Below are 23,961 nucleotides of genomic sequence, written 5' to 3'. Positions count from 1 at the left end.
GGTTAATTTGCTGCTTGTTGGGGCCCATAACAACGCACGGCAAATAAAGCAGCCGGTACGTGTGGCAGGGGATGTTGAACATAGATGGTCAATTTAGCCGTTTCAACAGGCTCATCAAATTTTATTTCGTTTCGGGTTTGATAATTGTTGGTTGCGGCATAGATTTCTCTTCCGCTTGCATCAACAACTCTATAATCTCTTACACAAAACGGCATAGTAGTTTCAGGGTGCGTCATCAGCACCGATTCCATCGGATGGTCAAAATCAGTATCGAAACAAAGCGTCATACTACTAATGATTTGCACGCTCGACCATTCTAAAGTTAGTGACGGATTGATATCGTCCCTATCTGCCACCCATGCATTGGGCTGCATTACGGGTCTATCAACACCATTGCTGATGTTTTCGGCTTCGAACAAATCCTGCGCTTCGCTTAATTTTAGAGCGATGTTCTGCCCTTCCGGGCGACGCTGCGGGCACCAGAATTCAAACTCATCTACCCCTGTACCTGGCGGCGGGCTTTGCTTGCCATAATTAGACACGGCTTTATTAATTAGATTGAACACCGATACAATGCCCGTTATCCTTTGATCTGTATATCCCAATTCAATTGCCGCATTTTGCCTGAAGATGATGAACGCATAACCGGCCTCAGGCAATACAACATCGAAATCAAGTTCTAATTCCACATCACCATTAACAGTTAGGGTGTTACTGGTCATCAATACATCCGGCGTAAAACTGCCCGACCGGCTGCAGATCCATAACTCACAAAGTAACTTTGTAGTGGCCGATGAACGCGCCGGCACCGTGAACACCGGCAGCTTTCCAGCTTTAAATGGCATCAGCATGCCGGCTGAAATCGCCAATGATTTCCAGGCATCAACCGCATCAAACCCTTTAAATTTCAGGGTTGATGAAGCTTTTACGGCAGCTTGCTGAACCAGGTCAGCACCATCATTCAGTGTTAAACCTGGAATATACTGCCCAGCCTTCATCAGCATGGTTTGCAACTCGTTAAGCTGCGTTTCCTGAAGCAATTGTGCAGGCAGCAAGCCCTGTTTTAAACAAAGCGTTGCTGCCATACCCACAGCTTGCCCTACATAGGCAGATGTGGCCATTACCCGCGTAGCCCCAAACGCTACGTGACTAACGCTGATGATGCGCCCTGCCAGAAACAAATTGCTGATATTGCGACTATATAAAGTGCGATAAGGTATAGAAAAAATGCCTTTGCTATGCCACTGGTTACAGCCCGGTCGCTCGCTGAAAACGCCATCTGCCGGGTGCAGGTCTATGGACCAACCGCCGTAAGCGACCGCATCATGATGTGGTCGCTGCTCGGTCAGATCACGCTGGCTCAGCATGTAATCGCCTTCAAAACGGCGGCTTTCGCGCTTGCCGGGAATAGTGCCGACCCACTCCAGCGTTAAATTTTCTGCTTCGGGGAATTGACCTGAATTTTTAATGTGATTCCATACACCGTAGATCACGCGCCACAATTCCCACTTAATTTCTTCGGTTTGATGGATGGTATCCAGTCTGCCGCCATATTCAACCCACCACAATTTGCAACCAAACTCATTAGCATTAAAGCTGCGGTAGCGCGGTATTTTGGTAATATCGTCCAGGGCGAATGATGGCGGGATAAACTTAACCGGCTTGCCGGTATCTTTACTATAGAAATATAAAGAGTGCCCCAGCAACTCGCCATACTGGGCAGAGGGGGCCATTTGCTCGTCAAACTCATCTGCGGCCTCGGCCCCCATACGGAAGGCTGCGCCCGCCAAAAAGCCCACTATCCCATCGCCGGAGGCATCACAAAACAATGGCGCCGTCAATAAGTATTCGGTAGAATTCTGACTGCAAAATGCTTTGAGGCTGCTAATGGTATCGGCATCGCTTTTCTCCAGATCGAAAACGGCAGTGTTAAGCAACAGGGTGATGTTACCCTCCTGCTTCACTTTATCCAGCAGAATCATATCCAGAATCAGCGGATTACCCTCGGGGTTGTGATGGGTATTTTCTACCAGTATTTCATCAATTACCCCACCCTCGCGTGACCAGCGGTTGTTGTTGCCCATGTGCGATGTTGCACCCAGAATCCACAACCTCACCTCGCTTGATGAATTACCGCCCAGTACCGGTCTGTCCTGAACCAATATAACCTTTGTACCGGCTCTGGCGGCGGTAATGGCAGCGCATACGCCCGAAAGGCCTCCACCGGTGATAACCAGACCGGCGCTGAGCTGCTGCTGATGCAGTGCCCGTTTAGCATTAGTAGTATCTTTTATCATGAAAATATCAGTTCCGCTTATAATTGCACCGCCAAAATATCAGGATTGTGTAGCATGTATGGCCAGCGGGTTGCATTATAAATAGTGGAACCGTTCCCAATTTTGGGAACCGTTCCCAAAGTTTTGAATATTGATTGCAGCAACCTACATTTAACAATCATAACAATTATGAAGAGCCATCAAACCACCATTATTGATATTGCGCGGGAGCTGAACCTCTCTAAATCAACCGTGTCAAGAGCCCTTACCGGGCACCCCAACGTAAAGCAGCAAACCCGCGAAGCCGTGCTTGCGCTGGCTGAGAAAATGGAGTATCAGCGCAACCAGATGTCTATTAGCCTGATTACCAACAAAACCAAAACCATAGGCATTATTGTGCCGGAGTTTGTAACATCGTTTTTCTCGCAGGTAATTATTGGCGCGCAGGAAGAAGCCCGCAAAAGCGATTATAATGTGCTGATTAGCCAGTGTAACGAGGATTACAATACCGAAGTAGATAACGCGCAACTAATGATGCGCAACCGGGTTGACGGCATTATTGTTTCATTAACCAAGGAGACTAAGAACTTTGACCATCTGCGCACCTTTCAGCGCAGGGGCATCCCTATTGTTTTCTTTAACCGGGTTTGCGAGGAGATTATGGCCCCAAAGGTAATTGTTAATGATTATGATGCGGCCTTTAAAGCGGTGGAACATTTAATAAAAACCGGCAAAAAACGTATTGCCCATTTGGCCGGGCCGCCGTCGTTAGCCATCAGTCGCAAACGACAGAACGGGTATATTGATGCGTTAAAAAAACACAACCTGCCTATTGATGAAGACCTGATTATAGGTTACGACCTGAATATGAGTAAGGTGAAGATCTATATTAAACACTTTATGGATATGGATAACCCGCCCGACGGGCTATTTGCCATTAATGACCCTACCGCCATGGAGGCCATGCAGGTTATTAAGCAATTGGGCAAGCGCATCCCCGAAGATATTGGTGTGGTAGGTTTTAGCAATGATTATGCATCGCAATTTGCAGAACCAAGCCTCACAACTGTTGCCGTACCCGTTAACGAGATGGGCAAAACAGCTGTGAAGCTTTTAATGGATATGATTGATAAAGACCCAGCCGATTGGAAACTGCTGGTAAAAGTGCTGGACACTGAACTTATTGTACGCAATTCTACCGTTCGCAAGGCCTGACGGCCACTACTGAGCCGTCATTTCAACCACCGAACTGGTGAGCGCTTTCAGGTGCCAGCCGTTCAGGTCCAGGCCTATTTTCATCAGATAATCGCCGGTATAGGTGCGGCCATTATCTGCCAGGATGGGTTTGGCTCCGGGCATCATGTTCACCTCCTCTACTTTGTATTTCTTCTGTGGATCGAGGCCCTGCAGGCGCACACGGTTCACTTGCTCGCGCTCACGGATATTGAGGTTATAGTTAAACAGTACCGCTTTAGCTTTGATACCGTCTACATACATCAGCACCGCACGATTGGCCTCATAAGGTGACACCAACCGATACAGTTCGCCAAACCAGATGACGCTGCTCAGGCGTTTGTAGTTTTTGATAGCCTGCTGACTAAAGGCCAGCTCATCTGGCGTCATTTTACTTACGTCAATATCATAACCCAACTTGCCCATCATGGCCACATCCGTACGAAACTTGAGCGACTGTTTACCCCATGAAGTAACGTGACAGGTTACCGTATTAGACGGGAAGAAGTTACTATACCCCCACTGGATATACACCCGCTCCAGCGGATCGGTATCGTCACTGGCCCAAAACTCGGTAAAGTATTTCAGCGCCTCGTAATCTGTACGTGCGCCGCCGCCAGAGCAAAGCATAATTGGCAGATGCGGGTATTTAGCGCGCAAACGTTTCAATACATCATACAGGTTAAGCACATAATCTACATACAGGTTAGACTGCTTGTCTTTCAGGTAAGGCGACCAGTTATTGCTCATCAAGCGGTTACAATCCCATTTAATAAAAGCCAGGCCCGGGTGTTTGCCAATCAAATCGTCCATGGTGTTAAACACAAAATCGGCCACTTTGGGGTTGGCCAGATCCAGCACCAGTTGGTTGCGGTAATAGTTCTCGGCACGATTTGGCAGCTTTATGATCCAGTCCGGATGTTTTTCATAGAGTTCACTTTTGGGGTTCACCATCTCAGGTTCAATCCAAATGCCAAATTTGGTTCCCTTGGCATCGGCTTGTTTAACCAAATGGGTAATACCGTTAGGCAGCTTGGTTTTGGTTTCCTGCCAATCGCCCAGGCCTGCCTTATCATTACTGCGCGGATATTTGTTACCAAACCAGCCGTCGTCTAAAAGAAAAAGGTCTGCACCCAGCTTTACGGCATCATCCATAATACCGTCCAGCCTTTGCTCATTAAAGTTAAACGTGGTAGTTTCCCAGTTATTGAGCAACACCAGCCGAGATTTATTGCCATCCATCACATCATAATTACGCGCCCATGCATGCAGATTACGGCTTACCTGTCCGCGGCCGTGTGCTGAGTAACTGAAGATAAAGGCCGGCGTGGTAAACGTTTTACCGGCCGCCAATTGATAGGCTGAAGCGTAAGGATTGATACCCGATACCACGCGCAATGAATTATTCTGATCCTGCTCAAAATGAAAACGGAAATTGCCCGTCCAGGCCAGCGTACCGGCCATCACCTCGCCGCTGGTTTCGTCAGACAGTTTATTGAGCGAGAGCAGGAACATGGGGCTCTGGTACATATCTGCCCGGGTACCTAGCTTGCTGTCAATTTCTTTGATACCGCTGGTCAGTTTAGACTCCTGCATCTGCATTTCGTAGGCCCAATCACCATGAAACTGGGTGAGCCAGTAGCTGCCTGCATCAAAATGCAGCATAGATGATGCATAATCATTGAGGATGATGGTGCCTTTTTCGCCATTAACTATCTCGGTCCAGGCTTTAATTACATCCTCATGTGCGTAGGCTTGGTAGTGCAGGTTAACCGTGATGGGATATTGAGGATCTTTCAGGCTGATGATGGTCTCAGTACTGCCTGTATCCGGATGGATTACTTTTTTATCGGCATAGATCAACTCCAGCGAGGGATTACCATCAGTATGTGTGATGCGGATGGCTGGCTGAAACTGATCTTCCATCCCCCCGGTGATGTAAGCCTCTTTGCCTTGTGGCAATACGTTGTTATCGGCTGCGTCTGCCAGGCGTTCACCAAGGTAAGACTGATAAACGCGACCGTTTTTGCCGATATTTAATATCAACGCGGTATGATCTGTTTCAATGGCAATGCGTTTGCCATCCTGCGCATGCAAACCAGTAGTAAGCAGTGCCAGCGCAGGCAGGAGGATGTATTTTTTATATTTCATGTGTTAAGTATGGTCGGAAATAAATTATTGAACAGTGATATTCAGCACGTCGCCCTTAAGGCCTGTAGCAGTGGCTTTTACCTGCACCTTGCCGGTTGCGCGGCCGCTGCGTAAAACCAATAAACACTTACCCTCATAAGCCTTACGGTGACTGGCCACAAAAAGCTCATCGCTCAGGCGGTTACTATTGGCAACACCGGCAATAGTGGCAGCACCTTTTACATCGAACTGAATATCATTAGCCGCGTCTGGCACTAAGATACCATTCTGGTCTACAATGTTAACGGTGATATAACTCAAATCAAGGCCATCTGCACGCATGCGGGTCGAGTCGGTTTTCAGGACAATGTGGTGAGCCTTGCCAGCAGTCTTAATCTCATCGGTAGCAATAGGTTTACCGTTTTTACGGGCAATGGCTTTAATAGTTCCCGGCTCATAATTAAGTTCCCACAAGATCTTGTTTTTAGGAAAATCTTTGATCTGCTTAATGCCGACCGATTTATTATTCAGAAACAGCTCCACCTCGTCGCCAGTGGTAAAGGTGTAAAGGGTAAGCTTTTTACCAGCCTCCCAGTTCCAGCTATCGGTCATCTTCAGGTTTTTCATAAACACATCGTTCCAAACCCTGGCATCGCTGCCTGCGGCATCAAAAACAGCAATCTTCACCATTGGTTCCGGTGAGTAAAGACTTTTGATGTAATAGCTGATGGGTTTCCAGAAATCGCACCAATCTATAATGCCATTCCAGCCCTTGGATGGCCAGCCGAATGACTCGCCAATGTAATCGGTACCGCCCCAATAAAACTGACCGCAGGCATAGCTATGATCGTAACCAAAAAAGCTTTCGCCGCCATTGTCAGTAGTCATCTCACTTTCCAGAAAGATGAGCTGCGGAAATTTGGGATGATCGCGTTTGTAGAACCGCGCCATATAATTATCACTCATTACATCCATGTGGAAAGCCATGGGCACCGGCACATCCTCATCTCTTGAAGGATATAAGCCACTGGTTACCTTGCGCGATGGATCCAAACGATGCGCCACATCAACCATTTTATCTAATTGCACCACAAAAGAACTGTCTTTGTACTCCTGCTTAACCGCCACCTCGTTACCTACGCTCCAGATAAATACGCTGGGATGGTTACGATCCCTGCGGATAAACCACTCCAGATCGGCCTGCCAGTGTTGATGGAAATCTTCGCCGGGGCCATAATACTCGTTGCTCCATTTGTCAAAGCTTTCATCAAAAACCAGAATGCCCAATTCATCGCACATATCCAATGCCGACTGTGCATGCGGATTATGCGCCAAACGAATGGCGTTCACACCCATCTGTTTCAAACCCAGCAAGCGGCGGCGGAAACCTTTATCAAAAGCCGCCGAGCCCAGTGGACCCAAATCATGATGAATATTAACCCCGTTTAAAAACACCTTACGTCCATTTAATACAAAGCCCTCTTCCGGACTAAAACTTACCGTACGGATGCCGAAACGAGTTTGATAATTATCAATCACCGCATTGCCTTTCAGCACATAAGTTTTAGCTGTATACAATACAGGCGAAGCAACATCCCAGCGCACGGGGTTAGTGATAGAAGTATATTGATGATAGGTGTATGCCTCATGCGCACGCAAAGGAACCATGCTGATAAGCGATTTTATTTCTTTGCCCCTCGCGTCAATAAGCACCGTTTTAAGCGTCACCATGTTGGTGCTATCGGTCTGGTTAGCAACGGTTGTTTGTATGGCAACGTCTGCCCTGCCATCAGCAATGAACGGGGTGGTAATATAGGTACCATTATCAACCACATGCACCGGCGATATGATGCGTAGCCACACATTACGATAAATGCCCTCGCCGGTATACCAGCGCGAGCTTTGTTTATAGGTATTATCATATCGCACGGCAATAGTCACCGGTTTACCGGGCGTTGCCAGCCTGGTAACATCATAACTAAAACCGGTGTAGCCGTTAAGATGCTTACCCAAATAAGCGCCATTTACCCAAACCTCAGCAGCACGATAAACGCCCTCAAAGTCAAGCACAATGCGTTTACCTGTTGTATTGGCTGGCACCACAAACGTTTTGCGGTACCAGCCAATGTGCCGCGGGCGATAACCGTTGCCGCGGGTGCCGCTGATGGTATCGAAGGCGCCGGTTATGCTACCGTCATGCGGCAGTTGCACCGTAGTCCATGTCTTATCATTAAAGGCGGTGTTTTTGGCATCAGGTGTATCGCCTAGATTAAATTTCCAATCAAAATTAAGCAGACTATCCCTGCGGACTGACTGTTGAGCTGATACCCATTGCCCTGAGAGCAAGATGGCAAAACAAATAAGTAAATTTTTCATCGTCAGTTTTATTGCAGTTTAAAATCGCTTTGTAAACGGATATCGTCAGACCCGCTGCCAATCATCAGCTTGAAGCTTCCCGGCTCTGACGCCCATTGCAACTGCTGATTATAGAAGGAAAGCATATCGTTATCGATCTTAAACGTTATGGTTTTAGATTCACCTGATTTTAAGGCTATTTTTTGGAAACCTTTCAGCTTTTTCATCGGCTGCACAATAGATGCAAAAGGGTCATTAATATAAAGCTGCACTACTTCTTCACCGGCATATTTACCTGTGTTGGTAAGGGTAAAGCTAGCATTGATAGCGCCGTTTTTTGTCATGATGGGTTGATCCAGCTTCAGGTCACTATACTTAAAATCAGTATAGCTCAAACCATAGCCAAAAGCATAGCGCGGGGTATTAGGCACATCCATATACCCGGTTTGATAATTATTGCTGGTGGCCACATACGGGTGCCCGGTTTTATACCCGTTATAAGTAAGCGGGATTTGCCCCATAGAACGAGGGAAGGTAACCGGCAATTTACCTGACGGATTATAATCGCCGGTAAGCACATTGGCAATGGCCGGGCCACCCTCATCGCCCAAAAACCAGGCATATAGAATAGCATCGGCCTTATCGGCAATCTCATTAAAAATAAGCGGGCGACCGGCCATCAGCACCACCACAACCGGCTTGCCTGTGGCCTTAACGGCATTAAACAATTCCATCTGGCGGCCCGGTAAACCAATGTCAGCACGCGATTTTGATTCACCGCTCATATCGCCGGCTTCGCCCAGCGCCATAATTACTATGTCTGCCTTGCTGGCTACGGCAACGGCTTCGCCAATACCTGCGGTATCGGCACCCTTAATTGTTGTGCCTGCGGCATAGGTAAAATGCACATCGTTACCCAGCTTTTGGGTTAGGCCCTCGTACATGCTCACCACGCGGCCAAACTCGGCAGCGCCAATCCAGTTGCCCTGTAAATCGCGCTTAGACTTTACAAGCGGACCAATCAATGCTATATTCTGACCATGTTTTTGCAACGGCAATAGGCCTTGCTGATTTTTCAGCAACACAATAGAACGTTCAGCAGTATGCAGCGCCGCTTCTTTATGTGCAGGATCATTCAGTGCTTTTTCCTGGCGTTCTTCATTACAAAAGCGGTAAGGATCATCAAATAAACCCAGCTCAAACTTTTTGTATAAGATGCGTTTTACGGCATCGTCTATTATTTTAATATTTACCTGCTTTTCGGCCACCAGTTGTTTCAGGTTGTCAATGTAGGCGTTGCTCATCATATCCATATCGCAACCAGAAATAATGGCTTTTAGAGCGCCTTGTTTTTTATCGGCCACATAACCCCATTTAACCATCTGGTCTATTGATCCCCAATCACTTACCACAAAGCCAGAATAGTTCCATTTGCCTTTCAAAATGTCGCGCTGCAGATAATTGCTGGCAGCGGTTGGCACGCCGTTCAGCGTATTAAACGAGCTCATGAAGGTGGCCACGCCTGCATCAATTGCAGCTTTAAACGGCGGCAAATAAGTCTCCCAAAGTTGGTGCTCGCTCATCTCCACATCGTTATAATCACGGCCGGATGACACCGCGCCATAAGCCGCAAAATGCTTGGCGCAGGCCATCAGTGCATCGGCACCACCCAGCTTATCGCCCTGGAAACCCAGCACACGGGCCCTGGCAATCTGGCTGCCCAGATAGGTATCCTCTCCTGCTCCTTCCATAATACGGCCCCAGCGTGGGTCGCGGGCTATGTCTACCATGGGGGCAAAAGTCCAGTTCAATCCGGCCGCAGAAGCCTCCACCGCTGCTATATGCGCCGATTGACGGATAATTGACATATCCCATGATGCTGACTCGGCCAATGGCTCAGGGAAGATGGTTTTATAACCATGTATCACATCCATACCAAACAACAGCGGTATTTTAAGGCGCGATTGCATGGCCAGTTCCTGCAGCGGGCGCACATTTTTCACGGTCTGCACGTTGAGCATTGAGCCCACCCGGCCTTGTTTAATGGCATCTGTAATACTGGTGCTTTGGGTAACCGGCCCGGTAGTTTCGCGACCGGAGTATTGGTTGAGCTGACCTATCTTTTCATCCAGCGTCATTAACCGCATTACCGAATCTACCCGCTGGTTGATGGTTCTATGTTGAGCAAACGCCGTTAACTGCACTCCGGCAAACGCTATACTCAAAAGACTGATCTTTAATTTACACATATAAGTATCCTGTTTTATTTGGCTTTATTTTCTTGTTGTTTTTGCTGATAAAAGCTGTGCATCACATACCAGGCCTTCTTTTTAAAGCCTTTGTCTGATAGCAAACCTTTTCTGTTCCACCCCTGCTGATACTGAGCCTGCATGCGGCCGGGGCTCCTGAAATCGGCCAGGATCCAGGGGCAAACACCCTGCAGAAATGGGATGTTTTTAAACATGGCTAGGTTGTCTTTATATAGCTGCTCCTGGTATTCTTCGGTCCACAAGCTGGCGGTATCTTTAGCGCCGTGATTGCCATAGAGGGCTTCGGCACCAAACTCAGAGATAATGAGCGGTTTATTGAAAGTACTTTTCCAGACCACATTGCCCGGTCCGGCGGGCCATTTGGCATACCAGCCCATGTATTTGTTGGCCGCCAGCACATCCAAACTCTCACTCAGCGGATCATCTATCAAAATCTGGTTGCCACTATATTTAAAATGATCAAAGGCCGACGAAATAAGGCGGGTATCGTCCATCGCGCGGGCGTCTTTGGCCATTTGAGTCAGGGTGGCATTGCGGTCGGGACCGGGAGCTGTCTCGTTAGAGAGACTCCAGATAATGATGCCACAACGGTTCTTATCGCGCTCAATCATTTCGTGCAGCATGTTGTTGGCCTTACTGAGTATTTGCGGATTACTGAACTGGATGCCCTGCCAAACGGGGATCTCCTCCCACATCATCAGGCCCATTTGCTCGGCCAGTTTTACTGTTTGCGGGTTTTGTGGGTAATGTGCCAGGCGCACAAAATTGCAACCCAACTCTTTAGCCCAGGTTAACAACGTGCGCGAATCAGCCTCGCTATAAGCCCGGGCGGCACGCTGTGGCATTTCCTCATGAAAGCTGATGCCCCGCAGAAATACCGGCTTTTTATTAAGCAGGATCTGCGTGCCCTTTACCTCAATGGAACGGAAGCCGATCAAATCTGTAACGGTGTCGTTCCCCGCATATAGTTTCACCGCATAAAGCTTGGGCTGTTCCGGCGACCATAAGGCGAGCTTTGCCGGCAAATCGATCTGCGCGCGACCGGCACTATCTGTAGTAAGCACCTTTTTTATATGTGCCTCTGGTATCTCCAGCCTCACTTGCCGGTATTGTTTATCGCTAAGCTGCACCCAGCCGCAAAGATCAGTAAGCGAGCCTTTCTTTAGTTGGATAAAATAGTCGGCTATGTGTTCATCGGGTACGGTAAGCAGGTTTACGCTGCGCGTGATACCGCCGTAATTCCACCAATCAAACTTGCGAGCCGGGATGGCATCCTCCCGGCGCTCGTTGTTTGCCTTTAGCACCAATAGGTTTTTACCCCGCTTGATGATGCCGCTTACATCAAACTGAAATGGTGTAAAGCTACCTTCGTGACCGCCCAATAGTTTGCCATTCAGATAAACCTCACAGCGATAACTTACCCCATCAAAATGCAGATAGGCGCGTTTACCCCGCCGGGGCAGGTAATCAAAATCGCGCTGATACCAAACGGTGCCTTCGTAATATTTCAGTTCATCACGCTGATAGTTCCAATCGCCGGGAACGGCAAGCGTTTGGCTGTTATCAAAAGAAAACTCTACAAAATCATCCTTCCCGGTGGCTTGTTTATTGCTGGCTATATCGGCCGCGTTACCGCTTCCATACCAATCTATAATTACATTCCATTTACCATCCAGATTAGCCTCAGAACAAGCAGCTATGCTTTGCGCCCTGGCAGACATCGCAATTGCAAACCCGAACAAAAAACAGACCGATTTTTTTATTAGTCCTGTTAACATGCTGTTTAGATACTTCATCCTTAGTTTATTGAGCATTATAAACATCTACCGATTGCGGAGGATGCAGTACGCTATGCACACGCTCGGTTACCATCGTTGCCGAGATATTGAAAATGCTTGTCTGTGCTATTTGTCTTGATGAGGTGCCTATCTTTAATAGGTATTGCCCGGCATCGGTTATCCAGGCGTTTTTATCGTTATGGAAAGATGCCAGACTGGCTACCGGAATATTAAAAGTGAAGGTTTGCGACTCGCCCGGTTTGAGTAATCGCGTTTTGGCAAAATCTTTTAGTTCTTGTGCTGGCTTTGCAATTGATTTTGCCGGGGCGGCCACGTAAACCTGCACCACTTCCTTACCCGCTACTTTGCCGGTATTGGTTATGGTAACCTGGGCCGTTAACCTATTTTTAACCAGAGCCGCAGCTAGTTTTACCGGGCTGATCTTAAAAGTGGTGTAAGACAGGCCATAACCAAACTCATAAGCTGGTTTAATATTAAAAGTATCATAGTACCGATAGCCCACATAAATACCCTCCCTGTAAGCTACTTGCTCTGGACTAGCGGCAGGTGTACCAGGGAAATCTCGTGCTGAGGGAACGTCTTCGTAATTCTCGGTAAAAGTGGTAGCCAGTTTACCCGAAGGATTTACTTTCCCGGTCAGCACATCGGCCATGGCATCACCGGCCTCCTGGCCGGGTTGCCAGGCCAGCAGTATGGCGTCGGCTTTAGTTCTCCAAGCTTTGGTATCAATCGGACCGCAAATATTTAGTACGATGATGAGTTTTTTACCCTGCTGATGGAAAGCAGTGGCCGTGCGATCAATCAATGATAATTCGGCCGGTTTCAGGTGATAGTTTGAGTCAAGGTCACGATCCTTGGTTTCGCCGCTGTTGCGACCGATAGTGAGCACTGCGACATCACATTTAGCGGCCAGGGTATTTAACTGATAGTCGGCAATATTTAATTCGCGCGAACGCTTGCGCCAATCGCTTACATAAGAATTATAGGTTGCGGCCAGTTGTGCTTCTGGCATAAAATCAGCATTAGTCAATCCACCGGCTAGTGAAATTACATGAACTTTGTTGACATCGCCGCTGCCCGTACCACCCGCAATGGTAGCATAACTGGCATTGCCCAGCAAGGCTATGTTTTTCTGGCTGCTTTTTAAAGGCAGTGCATTTCCGTGATTTTCCAGTAGCACCATGCCTTCGGCACCAGCCTGTCGGGATACTTGTGCGTGCGCTTTCAGATCGGGCGCGCCGGAGTATTTGTAGTGTTTGAAAGAAGGCGATTTAACGATGATGTTAAGGATGTGCTCCACGTTACGGTCAAGCACCTTAACATCCAGCGAGTCATGCTCAACCGCCGAGATAATGCGGTTTACCTGATTGGCATTACCGGGCATAATTACATCGTTACCGGCATTCATCTGGGCAATCAGGTTTTTGGCCTTGCCGCCCCAGTCTGTCATCACATAACCCTTAAAACCCCATTCGTCACGTAAAACGGTGGTGAGCAAGTCGGCACGTTCAGAGGTATGGGTGCCGTTAACGAGATTGTATGACGACATGACCGTCCACGGTTGCGATTTTTTAATGGCGATCTCAAATGCTTTGAGGTAGATCTCCCTTAATGATCGTTCGGTAATCAGTTCATTAATTCCCGCGCGATTAGCCTCCTGATTATTAGCCACAAAGTGTTTAATGGAAGTACCTATGCCGTTACTTTGAAAACCTTTGATGATGGCTGCGGCAATATTACCTGCTACCACAGGATCTTCTGAATAATACTCAAAGTTTCTGCCCCCAAGCGGATTGCGGTGAATGTTAATGCCCGGCGCCAGGATGATATCGGCACCATACTCCAGCACTTCGTTACCAAATGCAGCTCCTACCCTTTTTACCAGTGCCGTATCCCAGGTTGATGCCAGCGTAGTGGCAGAAGGAAAAGCCGTGGCATAATAAAGCTTGTTATCGCCTTGGCGTTTTACATCAATACGCAGACCCGCAGGGCCATCTGGTAATACCATAGCCGGGATGCCTAGTCTAGGTATAGCGTTGGTGCCACCCGCCGCTCCGGGTAAGCGCGATTCTGTACGGCCGATCATAGAGCCATCGCCCAGAATTATACCGGTGCCTGTACGCCCGCCCCCTATCACCATTAAGGCTTTTTCTTGCAGCGTCATGGCGGCTATCACTTCTTTAATGCTGTTTTTACCAAGCTGCGGAACGGGTTTAGCATTAATCTTTGGTTGCGCGCCGGCAGTTATCAATCCACACCAAATCAATGCACCTGCACAAATAACCTTGCGGAGATGAAGTAAAGCTTTAAACATAAAAACGGGTTATAATGGTTTAAAGCAAATTTGAACCTGAAACGGGAATTAAAAGGGGGGTAAACTCTGCAACAAGCAGGGGCATTTTAAGCAAAAACGGAACAAACGACTATAATTACCACTTTGTGTTTACCTTTTTACTAAACACCGGACGATTCTTTTTGGTAAACTCTGACGGCGACATACCGAACAGTTTGGAGAACTGTGTGCGGAAATATTTAATATCATTAAAGCCGGTTGCCGCCGCCACCTGGTTAATGTTATAGCTGGAGTTGATGAGCAACTCTGCCGCTTTACGCAACCTGATAAGCCTGATAAACGCTGCAACCGTATAGCCCGACATTAACTTTACCTTTCGGTAAAGATTGGAATGGCTCATGCCTATCTCTGACGCCAGCACCCCTATGCTGAATTGTGCATCTGTAAGATGTGTTTCGATTACCTCGATGCATTTCTGTAAAAACAATTTATACTCCTCGGAGATATTTACCGGGTTGGTTTGCAGCGTAATCTCATTATAAAAATACGTCCGCAGATTATCACGAATGGTCAACAGGTTAGACACCCGGGTTACCAACAGATCTTTTTCGAAGGGTTTGCTCAGGTAATCGTCGGCGCCACCGTCCAGCCCCTTCAAACGGTTCTCGGTCGAGGAACTGGCCGTTAGCAAGATAACAGGGATATAACTATAAGCCGGATCATTTTTCAGCCAACTGCAAAACGCTATGCCGCTTATGCCAGGCATCATTACATCACTAATTACCAGATCGGGCGTTTTTTCTTTGACCATCAGCATGGCCGTTTCGCCATCGGCGGCTTGATGTACGATGTATTGGTCTTTAAATATATCGCATACGTAATTGCGCATATCGCTATCATCGTCCACCACCAAAATCACTTTGCGCTCGGTAAATACTTCGGCAGTTTTAAATGTTTTGAGCGGTTCTGCCGGTAGTACTTGCTGGTCATCGGCTATTAATTCTTCCAGTAATGACGATTCTGAAACCGTATCTTCACTTATCTGCGCCTGATCAAAATGGGCTTTGCCTTTTTTCAGGGTGAGCAGGAAGATCGTCCCCTCGCCTGTTTGACTTTGATAACTCAGGCTGCCGGCATGCTGCTGTGCAAACCGGTGGGCCAGGTACAAACCAATACCAAAGCCAGCCTTAACCGGGCGTCCGCCAGACCGTGACTGGTAAAATTGCTCAAATAAGCGCTCACCTTCTTCAGGCGCTATGCCACAACCGGTATCACTTACTTTAATCTTGATTTCTCCATCAGATTCATCTTCCAGTTCAAGCGTTATACGTCCGCCTGGTGGCGTAAATTTCAGGGCATTAGACAGCAGATTGAATAAAATGATCTCCAGCTTTTCGCGGTCGCCGTAGATCAGTAGCGGTGCGTCTGGCGCTATAAACAAATATTCAACGCCATTGGTGCGCGCCTGTTGAGCAAAGCATTGAAAAATATCACTGCACAAATCGCGTGCATCCAGCGCAACTACCGTCATCTGGCCCAGGCCGGAATCAACCTTACGGAACAACAGCAACTGATCAACCAAACTCAGTAAGCGGCGGGCGTTACGGTGAATGATATTCAGCTCTTTTTTATCGTCATGATGCTCACGCATCAGCATATCTTTTACGGGATTGATAATAAGCGACAATGGCGTGCGGAACTCATGCGATATACTGGTAAAAAACTCCAGCCTGTTGTTATGGATCTGACGCTCGCTTTCCTGAATGGCTTTCTGGCGTTTCTCATTCTCGCGGGCCAGCATAATCTCATAAGTCATACGGGTTTGCCTGATGCGGTAGCTAAAAAAGCCATATACCGCTCCAATAGCAGCCATCACAAAAACAAGTGTGGCCCACCAGGTTCGGTACCATGGCGGCAGCACAACAACGTGCACACTAATAACATGCTCACTCCAATTACCGGTACGATTAGTACAGCTAACCTGAAAATCATAACTACCGGGCGACAGGCGGGCATAAGAAGCACTGCGACCGGTACCGCAATTTGTCCAGTCGGCATCACGGTTCAATAAACGGTAGCGGTAATCAATATGATCGCTGTAAGGAAAATCAATAGCTGTAAAATTGAAAGTAAAGACGGCCTGATCATAAGGCACCTTAACCTCGGTAATCTTACCCTGCTGCGTACCGGTTATGTAGCCTGGTGATTCTTCAACAGGGGCGTTATTAATATTGAGCCCCGTAAATACCAACTGCGGCGCCCCCCTGTTACCATACACTTTTTGCGGATTAAACAGGGTTAATCCGCGAGCGCCGCCAAATGCAATTTCACCATTAATCAGGCGTAATCCGGCATTATAATTAAACTCCCTTTCAGACAGGCCGTCGGCCGTAGAATAGGTACGGAACGTGCGCGTGCGCAGATCAAACCGCGATAATCCGTTATAAGTGCTCAGCCATAAACCATCATGTTCGTCTGGCTGCATGTTCATAATATGATCATTAGCCAGGCCATCTGCAGTGGTATATTTTTTAACGATCTGGCCGCTGGCCCGATCAAATAATACCAGGCCGCCTTCTGTACCCAGCCATAATTGTCCCTGCTTATCTTCAAACATGGCACGCACAGCGTGGCCTATGGTAAAACGATGATGTTGTTTGTGCAGGGTATCAATTTTTACTAATGACGTCCAGCCACCGCCCCACAACTGGCCTTTCTTATCCTGATATAGCACCAGCAGGTCATTAAGCGTGGCATCAAATTGCTCAAAACGTTGATGCGCGCGGTTAAGCTTAAAAAGACCATGCTGTAACGCCCCGGTCCATAACTGGCGCGCGCGGTCTTCATATAGCAGCCAGAAAGTAGCATTATTAAGAGGCTTACCCCCTGTCCAGGCCTCATATTGAGCAAAAGTTCGGGTAGAAGGCAGGTATCGGCTTAAACCACCGTCATAAGTAGCAAACCAAATATCGTTGCGATAATCTTTACAAATGCTGGTTAAAGAATTACCGCCAATAGAAGCAGCATCATGCTGGCGATGAACATAGTTGGTAAAACGGTTGGTGCGGCGGTCAAGCAAACTGGCTCCTCCACCATCGGTACCTATCCAAAGGTGCGCGGCATCAAGCTGGCAGATGGCCAGCACAAAGTTATTGGTCAGGCTATTAGGATTGCCCGGCTCATGCCCGATAGTTTGAAAATTGGACCGATGCGGATCAATAATATTGATACCGCCCCGGTAAGTGCCTATCCAAATGCGCGATTGTTTGTCTTTATATAGAGCAAGTACCGCGTTGCTGCTCAATGAAGATCGACTATCGCCCGCTTCCATATAGCTGAATTTGCCTGTACTTTTATCAAGGATGTTGATGCCGCCGCCATCCGTCCCGACCCAAAGTTGCTGATTGTTAACCAGCTGCAAATCTGAAATACGCGAAGAGCTTAATCCATCGGCATGCCCAAAATGGCGGTCGAAAGTATTAGTGGCAATATTATAATGATGCAGCTCGCCATTGCCCGATAGCCATAGTGCGTCGTGATCTGCCAGTATACGGCTTACCCCAAAAGGCGCCTTAGTTATAAATTGCAATGCCCCACTTTGCAGATTATACTTACAAAGCCCCTTACCCTCTACCAGCGCCCAAATGGTTTGGCCGGTACCATTACAAATGGCAGTTACTTTGCCCTGATTTGTATTAACCACCCTGCCAGACTGTAACGAACCTTCCTTAAATACAATCAGGCGGCCATCAGTTATACGCAGACAGGCATTTCCTTGCTGATCAAAAAGAATCCCTTCGGTATCGTTGATTAGGCGTTGTAAGGGAGCACCTTCCCTCTGCCGAAACATTACTGTTGAGAACTTGCCGGTAACCGGATCATACACGCTCACGCCGCCATGGGTACCAATCCAAAGGTGCGCAGTTGCATCTTCCGCTATCACATTAATCCAATTATTAATCAGCCCCGTGGTATCACCTTCACGCTTGCGAAACACTTTAAACTCATAACCGTCATAGCGGTTCAACCCGTCGTTGGTACCAATCCAGATAAACCCGTTACGGTCCTGGCAAAAACTGCGTGCCGCACTGTTAGATAATCCTTTTTCAAGCCCGATCTGCTCTACGGTATAGGATACCTGTGCCGCCGCCGCGCTGCAAATGCAAGCAGATAGCAGGAAGGCGACCAACGCTTTTTTAATAAATTTAATTGGGCGATGCACAGGTTTCCAGTCAGCAGGGTTAAAGGCCGTAAATGCGGCGAGGGATAAAATTAACAATTAAGGGCTAACTTTTAGCTATATCTGCACAGCTTGCCAAACAGAAAAAGCCAGCACATTAATTGCTGGCTTTTTGAATCACTAAATCAGATCAGCTTTTTGACCTACTCACTCCATGCCGGAAAAACAAGCAATGGGATGTTAATATGCCAGGTAGCGGCATACGTTTCACCCTGATTAAAAAACATATCCATTTCTGGTTTAGACTTTTGGGTTAGCGCCAGCAAATCGCACTTTTTATTTTGGGTCAGCCACTTCCAACTACCACTATGGTCAACCGGCATAATATCGCGATAGTAGATTCGGCCGTAATCGGTTCGTTCTTTAACCGCCTTCATTATAGCTTTGCCGATAGAATTGACCGCGCTGTGTTTAGTTAGGCTTGCTACCATTATTGAGGGCGAAAGCGGTTTCATCAGGCCAACAAGCGATAGGATATTCTGTGTATCATTAGCCTCGCCGCCTGCACAAAATGCTATTTTTTCAAAATACTGCGTATCTGCATTTTCAGGTAAAACCAATATAGGTGCAGTAGCCAAACGCATGATGTTTTTAAATGCAATACTTTGACCAAAGCTACTCATTGTTTGCCCTCCAGGCAGCGGAACAATGATAAGACCGACATCGTCATTACCCATAAAAGACATCAACGCATCAGCAGCACTTTGCTGCACAGCCTGACATGAAAGCATCGGTTTAAATGCCCCGGTAAAACAACGATGCTCAAAATCGGCGTACAGTGCATTACAGAAATTATCGGCAAAGGCTTTATCGTTGTGGTCCCCCCAAGCTTCATCTCCGGTCGCCACCAACACTGGCTCTTTAATTTTATTGGTTATACTGACATTGAATAACTGCACATCGGCTCTCATTCTAACTGCTAATTTCAGTGCATAAAAGCAAGCATTTGTTGTTTCTGCAGAAAGATCTGTTAATACGGCTATCGTGTTCATCCTTTCGTTTTTCTGATGACGTAAAACTCCATATTTAACAGGATTGGGAATGTGATATCCATCACATTTAGGCGTGATACTGATTAGTTAAAGCCCACAGATGGCAAGCCCTAACTAGTCATAGTTATTATTAAAAAGGCTCAAATAGTTTGCTATTTGAGCCTTTCATACTCGTTATTTTAGTTTGTGCCGTTGTTATAAAAGAAGCCTGATATCGTACACGGGGCCTGTCCCATCGGCGCTTGTAGCAACTATTTTTAAGATTATGCTGCTCTTTGTTTTTAAACCATCGGGGATACTAAAACTCCGGGTAATGAAACGATCTCCTTCGCCTCCGTCAAATGCCGCGTGGCCAACTTTCACACCGTCAATCAAAATATCAAACTCCCCTTTCTGATCGCCGCGACCGGTAACTTCCAGGTTTTTGGTAGCGCCGGTTATCCGCATTTTGTAGCTAAAAAAACCTGTAGTGCTACGCCAGTGGCGGTCTACCAGCACACCGGTTTGAGCATTTGCCATTTCCATAAAATGATCTGCTTCGGGCTGCTGTTCGCCGGGTGTTACCTGATCAACCGTGCGCTGCGACATAGACAGCACACGGGCATCCGCCTGTACCAATTCTTTTTGGCGCTGGGCTTCCTGACCGGGTTTGGCAATGGGCCAATAAAGCATATAGCGGGCATCGTGCAGTTCAAAAAACGGCTTAAGGGTGAGATTTTGGAACTGAGTTTGCCAGATCATTCCGTTTAAATGATAAGTAAGCGGCCCGCCTGCCGATTTTAGCATGGCCGACAGATTTTTACCATTATCTACCAGCATTGGCGCCGTACCCAAACCTTCCAGCGGCCCCGAAGCGATGTGGCCAAAACGACTGCCATCAGCCATCAGTCCGGTAAGTTTTGAGGTATCGGTAGGTGCTGCCAGTACAATTGGACCATGCAAAATTGATACCCAGGCCGAGTGATCTGGCAGATAGTCCAAGCGGTCTTTCATAGGCAGTGCAACATTTATTTTGTCATTGTTATTCCAAGCGCGGCTGATAGCTACGTAGCCACTACCATCTGCCTGAGTTTTTACAGGCTTACTGTTTACTGTAACCACAAACTGGCCATCTTTAACCCACTCAGGCTTTCTGATGTTAAGTTTGAAGGTTTGCGGACGGCTAAGTTTGATCTGCAATTCAGTCTTTTCTTCAAACGGAAAATTGTTTTTTTGGGTTAGGGTGATACCCTGTTCCTTCCAGTTAAGTACAGAAGCGATGAACAGATTTACATAAAGATTGCTGCCCTGGTGCGAATAGATCAACTCGCCGTATTTGCCATGGTTTTCCATGCCTGTACCTACGCAGCACCAAAAGCCTTCGTCTGGTTGCGAATACACACGGTAATGCCGCGGGCGGATGGGCGTAAAGTATACAAAACCACCATCGGCACCCGGCCTCTCTGATGATAGGATATGATTATACAGCGTACGTTCATAATAATCTATATAACTGGCCTTAGGGTGCACAGTAAACAGCAATTTGGTCAACTTCAGCATGTTGTAGCTGTTACAGGTTTCGGGCCCCTGTTCAGACTCAATCATGGTAGAGAAGTTATTAGCCGGATTAAAATGCTCGCGCACGCTGTTGCCGCCAATAGATATGCTGCGATTATTTACCACCGTTTGCCAGAAAAACTGTGCCGCATTATCATACTGTTGATCGTGATCCAGCTCGGCTATGCGTTCAAAACCAATCACCTTGGGTATCTGAGTGTTAGCGTGCAAACCGTTCAGCTTATCCTCATCTCGTTCCAGCGGCTGCAAAATAGCCTGGTGGGTAAACTTTTTGGCCAGGGCGAGATATTTCTTATCGCCGGTTATAGCGGCAACATCGGCACAAACCTCGTTCATACCACCATGCTCGGTATCAAGCATCTTTTGCATTTGCTGTTCGCTCAAGCCGGCAACCTCCTGGTCGGCCCAATCGGTTAGTTTGATCAGTACCACTTTAGCCTGCTCGTTACCGCCAATCAGATAGGCATCACGCAAACCTGCATAAAGTTTGTGCAGGTTATACCAGGGCACCCACCTGCGCCTAAAAAGCGAGAAATCACCTTTCTTTAATTGCGCCCACATTTCCGGTCCGCCAGGGATGCCTCCTACATAGCCGTCAGTGCGGTTATCCTGGCAGCGCTTCAGTTCGCTTACCATATAGTCCAGGCGCTGCTTCCATTTCACATCGCCGGTGGCGGCATAAACCTGGGCTATTGCAGTAAGATAATGGCCAGCGGTGTGGCCATCAAGACCGGTGTTTTCCCAATTGCCATAGCTCTCAGCCTTAGGTTTCAGGCCAGCTTCACGCAGAAAGGGCGCCAACAGCCTATCGGGATCGAGCTTGCTCATGTAGTTCATGTCCGTCTGCTCGGCAGACAGAAACGGACTGGGCAACAGCTTTACTTGATTAAGTTTAAACAACTGCTGTTGCGGCGTTTGGGCACGTACCGTGGATGCAACAAAAGCACTAATGGCAAAGCATAAAGCTATTTTGGAATTATATTTCATAGGTTTGATTCTCATAATTTGGTTCTGTGAGCTGATCGACTTTGCGCTCAGCCTTGTAAACAATCATATTTTTAAATACCAGCACATCCATTCCGCTCTTTTGGAAGCAGCGAATGGCATCATGCGGCGTACAAACAATGGGCTCGTCCATTACATTAAATGAAGTATTGATCACTAATGGACAAGCAGTTAAACGATAAAAAGCATCAATCACCCGGTAAAAATCAGCAATTTCACGACTAACCGTTTGCACCCTTGCAGAGTAATCAACATGCGTAACGGCAGGAATAGTGCTGCGCACTTGCTTTAACAGGTCGATACCCGTTGGGTGTAAGCCTTCATCAATTTCAACACGTTGTGCTTCGGCAACCAGCGTGGTAAATAACATATACGGACTCGATGTATCCAGATCAAAATATTGCTGCTGAAAATCGCTCAGAACAGCCGGTGCAAATGGCCTGAATGATTCTCTGAATTTTATCTTGCGATTCAATACCGATTGCATATCGCTCCTGCGCGGATCAGCCAATATACTTCTGCTTCCCAAAGCACGCGGACCAAACTCCATTCGCCCGTTAAACCATCCTATCACCTGTCCGCCTGCTATCAAACTGGCTACACGAGGGTAAAAGTCGTCATCGCTAAGTTCATCATAATTCAGCTTGGCTTCAAGCAACGCAGCCTTAATCTCATCCATAGCAAACTCAGGCCCCAACAGGGTGCCTTTCATCTGGTCGGTCTGATTATTGACAAGTCTGGGTTGCCCCAGATACTCATACCAGGCGCAATATGCTGCACCTATGGCGCCACCAGCGTCGCCGGCTGCGGGTTGTACCCATATATTTTTAAACGGGCCTTCCCTTAACAAACGGCCGTTAGCCACGCAATTGAGGGCCACTCCACCGGCCAGACAAAGGTTTTCAAACGGATAATCTTTATGCAGATTAATGGCCAATTGCAGCACCATCTCCTCAGTTACCTGTTGTATTGAAGCGGCCACATCCATGTGGAACTGCGTTAGCTCTTCATTTGGCTGCCGACGCTGCTGCCCCAGTAGTTGATCAAAACGGCGACCCGTCATGGTTAGCCCCGTGGCGAAGGTAAAATAATCCATATTCAACCTGAAAGAACCATCTGCCTTAACATCTACCAACTTATCATAGACCAGCTTTTTATAAACGGGTTTACCGTAAGGCGCCAGCCCCATCACCTTATATTCATCGCAGTTTACCTTAAAACCAAGATAATATGTAAAAGCAGAATACAACAAACCGATGGAATGCGGAAACCTGATTTCGCGCTGCATTTTCAATTCATTGCCGCTACCAATGGCTACCGATGTGGTAGTCCACTCGCCCACACCATCCATGGTTAGAACCAAGGCTTCCTGAAATGGTGATGGAAAAAATGCTGATGCCGCGTGTGATTGATGATGACTGGTAAAAAGCATGGTATCTGCAGCGGATTTCCAGCCAGGCTCCAGATTCTTCAATGCTTTGATCACCATCCGTTTCAGAAAGAGCTTTTCTTTAACCCAAACAGGTACCGCCTTAAGGTAAGCCACAATACCGCGCGGGGCAAAGGCAAAAAAGGTTTCCACCAGTCGTTCAAACTTCAGAAACGGCTTTTCATAAAAGACGATGTGCTGCACCTGCGATAGGGTAATTCCACAGAAATCGAAGCAAAACCTGATAGCATTAACAGGGAAAGCGGCATCGTTCTTTATCCGGGTAAAACGTTCTTCCTGGGCAGCGGCCATCAGCTCGCCATCTTTAATAATGCAGGCCGCACTATCATGATAAAAACCTGAGATACCCAGAATGTACATG

At 47.4% G+C, this 23,961-nt stretch carries 11 protein-coding genes; 1 reads left to right on the top strand and 10 read right to left on the bottom strand.

Features of this window, described 5'->3' with window-relative positions:
• Nucleotides 1–2: 2 nt before the first annotated feature.
• Complete coding sequence (locus ABZR88_RS07220) at nucleotides 3–2,297, bottom strand: FAD-dependent oxidoreductase (protein WP_107828093.1); 2,295 nt, start codon at nucleotides 2,295–2,297, stop codon at nucleotides 3–5.
• A 168-nt stretch (nucleotides 2,298–2,465) separates the two neighbouring features.
• On the opposite strand from ABZR88_RS07220, the gene ABZR88_RS07215 reads away from it, so the two are divergent.
• A complete protein-coding gene (locus ABZR88_RS07215) occupies nucleotides 2,466–3,491 on the top strand; it encodes a LacI family DNA-binding transcriptional regulator (RefSeq protein ID WP_107828094.1) in 1,026 nt (341 codons plus the stop codon).
• 6 nt (nucleotides 3,492–3,497) lie between these two features.
• On the opposite strand, the gene ABZR88_RS07210 is transcribed toward ABZR88_RS07215, so the two are convergent.
• The 9 genes from ABZR88_RS07210 to ABZR88_RS07170 all read right to left on the bottom strand — a co-directional run bounded on the left by ABZR88_RS07210 (nucleotide 3,498) and on the right by ABZR88_RS07170 (nucleotide 23,960).
• The gene (locus ABZR88_RS07210) at nucleotides 3,498–5,660 is read right to left on the bottom strand and encodes an alpha-galactosidase (RefSeq protein WP_107828095.1); all 2,163 of its coding nucleotides are present in this window, start codon (nucleotides 5,658–5,660) and stop codon (nucleotides 3,498–3,500) included.
• A gap of 24 nt (nucleotides 5,661–5,684) precedes the next feature.
• On the bottom strand, nucleotides 5,685–8,015 hold the full coding sequence (locus ABZR88_RS07205; RefSeq protein ID WP_107828096.1) for a glycoside hydrolase family 2 TIM barrel-domain containing protein: 2,331 nt from the start codon (nucleotides 8,013–8,015) through the stop codon (nucleotides 5,685–5,687).
• Nucleotides 8,016–8,023: 8 nt separating this feature from the next.
• Nucleotides 8,024–10,243 (bottom strand): glycoside hydrolase family 3 N-terminal domain-containing protein, encoded by a 2,220-nt coding sequence (locus ABZR88_RS07200; protein WP_107828097.1) that lies wholly within the window; start codon nucleotides 10,241–10,243, stop codon nucleotides 8,024–8,026.
• Nucleotides 10,244–10,257: 14 nt separating this feature from the next.
• Entirely contained in the window at nucleotides 10,258–11,985 is a 1,728-nt protein-coding gene (locus ABZR88_RS07195) for a glycoside hydrolase family 2 protein (protein ID WP_211309781.1), read from the bottom strand.
• 82 nt (nucleotides 11,986–12,067) lie between these two features.
• Nucleotides 12,068–14,377 (bottom strand): glycoside hydrolase family 3 C-terminal domain-containing protein, encoded by a 2,310-nt coding sequence (locus ABZR88_RS07190; RefSeq protein WP_107828098.1) that lies wholly within the window; start codon nucleotides 14,375–14,377, stop codon nucleotides 12,068–12,070.
• Nucleotides 14,378–14,492: 115 nt separating this feature from the next.
• Nucleotides 14,493–18,635, bottom strand: a complete 4,143-nt coding sequence (locus ABZR88_RS07185) for a two-component regulator propeller domain-containing protein (protein ID WP_107828099.1) — start codon at nucleotides 18,633–18,635, stop codon at nucleotides 14,493–14,495.
• 104 nt (nucleotides 18,636–18,739) lie between these two features.
• Nucleotides 18,740–19,588, bottom strand: coding sequence for a hypothetical protein (locus ABZR88_RS07180; protein WP_146166512.1), 849 nt, complete (start codon nucleotides 19,586–19,588; stop codon nucleotides 18,740–18,742).
• A gap of 195 nt (nucleotides 19,589–19,783) precedes the next feature.
• Nucleotides 19,784–22,132 (bottom strand): glycoside hydrolase family 127 protein, encoded by a 2,349-nt coding sequence (locus ABZR88_RS07175; protein ID WP_107828101.1) that lies wholly within the window; start codon nucleotides 22,130–22,132, stop codon nucleotides 19,784–19,786.
• The gene (locus ABZR88_RS07170) at nucleotides 22,122–23,960 is read right to left on the bottom strand and encodes a carbamoyltransferase (RefSeq protein ID WP_107828102.1); all 1,839 of its coding nucleotides are present in this window, start codon (nucleotides 23,958–23,960) and stop codon (nucleotides 22,122–22,124) included. Before ABZR88_RS07170 ends, ABZR88_RS07175 begins: the two co-directional genes overlap by 11 nt.
• Between the last annotated feature and the right edge of the window lies 1 nt (nucleotide 23,961).

This window comes from Mucilaginibacter yixingensis, assembly GCF_041080815.1.
In the GTDB taxonomy this organism is placed as follows: Bacteria; Bacteroidota; Bacteroidia; order Sphingobacteriales; family Sphingobacteriaceae; genus Mucilaginibacter; species Mucilaginibacter yixingensis.
Note: the sequence above shows the minus strand (reverse complement) of the source record. Positions and strands in the feature narration are given on the sequence as shown.

What these genes read in the sequence shown, in the direction of transcription:
- ABZR88_RS07180 (WP_146166512.1), bottom strand. Translation starts at nt 19,588, where the DNA reads ATGAACACGATAGCCGTATTAACAGATCTTTCTGCAGAAACAACAAAT.
- ABZR88_RS07210 (WP_107828095.1), bottom strand. Translation starts at nt 5,660, where the DNA reads ATGAAATATAAAAAATACATCCTCCTGCCTGCGCTGGCACTGCTTACT.
- ABZR88_RS07205 (WP_107828096.1), bottom strand. Translation starts at nt 8,015, where the DNA reads ATGAAAAATTTACTTATTTGTTTTGCCATCTTGCTCTCAGGGCAATGG.
- ABZR88_RS07220 (WP_107828093.1), bottom strand. Translation starts at nt 2,297, where the DNA reads ATGATAAAAGATACTACTAATGCTAAACGGGCACTGCATCAGCAGCAG.
- ABZR88_RS07175 (WP_107828101.1), bottom strand. Translation starts at nt 22,132, where the DNA reads ATGAAATATAATTCCAAAATAGCTTTATGCTTTGCCATTAGTGCTTTT.
- ABZR88_RS07190 (WP_107828098.1), bottom strand. Translation starts at nt 14,377, where the DNA reads ATGTTTAAAGCTTTACTTCATCTCCGCAAGGTTATTTGTGCAGGTGCA.
- ABZR88_RS07170 (WP_107828102.1), bottom strand. Translation starts at nt 23,960, where the DNA reads ATGTACATTCTGGGTATCTCAGGTTTTTATCATGATAGTGCGGCCTGC.
- ABZR88_RS07195 (WP_211309781.1), bottom strand. Translation starts at nt 11,985, where the DNA reads ATGTCTGCCAGGGCGCAAAGCATAGCTGCTTGTTCTGAGGCTAATCTG.
- ABZR88_RS07200 (WP_107828097.1), bottom strand. Translation starts at nt 10,243, where the DNA reads ATGTGTAAATTAAAGATCAGTCTTTTGAGTATAGCGTTTGCCGGAGTG.
- ABZR88_RS07215 (WP_107828094.1), top strand. Translation starts at nt 2,466, where the DNA reads ATGAAGAGCCATCAAACCACCATTATTGATATTGCGCGGGAGCTGAAC.